Consider the following 1,521-nt stretch of genomic DNA (forward strand, 5'->3'; position numbering starts at 1 on the left):
ATGACTCTTCAAATGTTTTTTCCATAATCTTTTCCTTTTTTATATAAAATTTTTCTCTAACACTTTTGTGAACTTCTCTAACTCACTTTTCATATCCAAATCACCTTTAAATATATCATGCACGGAATAAGTTTCTAAAGGCTCTGCTCCACAAAACTGAAATGTTTTATGGGTAGCAATATTTGCTTCATCTAAAGAGAGTCCATCAAAGAAGCCATCTTTATCAGAAAACTCACTTGTCGGACAGTTGTATGTAAGCGAAATCATATACTTTGTTCCTTGCATCAAGCCGCCACTACCGTAACGTTTTGTTTCATCACTTCTGCTTCTTCCATCATTTATGTACAGTCCGTTATGGTCACCTGCAGAGAAAACTTCATCTATATACTTTTTAGTAATCCAGGGAACACCCATCCAGTAAACAGGATATTGCAATAAGATATAATCAGCCCAGACAAACTTTTCAACTTCTTCTTTAACATCATAGTCACTTTCAACTACACTATGCCTTACGTTAAAACCGTTTTTTTCAAAGAACTTAGAGGCAGACTCTATATACATTCCGGTTAAATTGCCCTCTGCTACGTTATCATATCTTTGATGTCCGTTTATGATTAGTACATTTTTCATCATTTTCCCTTTTATGCTTTTTCTAATATCTCAGCAATAGTATCTTTTGAATAAATTTCACCAATACCCCAGATGCCAGCGAGTTCATTTGCGTTTATTGCTAACTCTTCTATACCTTTTCTTGGAATATTTACACCTTCAAGAGTTACCGGTGCTCCTATTTTAGCAAACCACTCTTCAAGTTTTTCTATACCTTTAGTAGAGTTTTCTTCATTAAAAATTTCTTTAGCAAACCTTTTGAACTGTTTTGGATTTTTAGCTTCATACCATTTCATCCAAGCAGGCATTACAACTGATAAACCTGCACCGTGAGGCACATTATATATAGCAGAAAGTGCGTGTTCAATCATATGATTTGGAAAGCTTCCACCCTCTGTTCCCGCAGGTGTAAGTCCGTTAAGTGCTTGAATAGCCACCCATGCGAACTCAGCTCTTGCATCGTAATCATCCGGATTTTCTACTAAAACTTCTGTAGTCTCCATGACTGTTTTTATGATTGACTCTACTACTCTAGAGTTAAAGTTGGGATGCAGTGTAGCTGTAAAATATACCTCAATAGAGTGAGCGATAATATCAACTGCCGAATAAGCCAAATAATCCTTTGATACTGTAGCCATCAGTTGGGGATTTACTACAGATACTACAGGGTTGACAAGTACAGAGCTAAAAGAGTATTTCTGAGAAGTCTCATCGTTCATAATAACAGAGTTACCATTCATCTCACTAGCCGTTGCGGCTAATGTCATTACGGTAAAGACAGGAAGAGCCTCTGTAATGGCTGCTTTTTGTATGAAAAAGTCCCAAACATCACCATTATATTTCGCACCGGCAGCAATAGCTTTAGCAGAGTCTGCGACAGAACCGCCGCCAACACCGAGAACAGCTTGAATA

2 protein-coding genes are annotated in these 1,521 nt (G+C 37.2%); both read right to left on the reverse strand.

Translation table 11 applies throughout. The annotated features are described in order from the left end of the window. Positions 1-39: 39 nt before the first annotated feature. A complete protein-coding gene (locus tag ABYK18_RS11985) occupies positions 40-630 on the reverse strand; it encodes an NAD(P)H-dependent oxidoreductase (RefSeq protein WP_373036909.1) in 591 nt (196 codons plus the stop codon). Between the two features lie 11 nt (positions 631-641). Then, positions 642-1,521, reverse strand: an 880-nt coding sequence (locus ABYK18_RS11990; RefSeq protein ID WP_373036910.1) for an iron-containing alcohol dehydrogenase, incomplete at its 5' end; no start/stop codon positions are given.

Source organism: Sulfurimonas sp. (assembly GCF_041563495.1).
Taxonomy (GTDB): Bacteria; Campylobacterota; Campylobacteria; order Campylobacterales; family Sulfurimonadaceae; genus Sulfurimonas.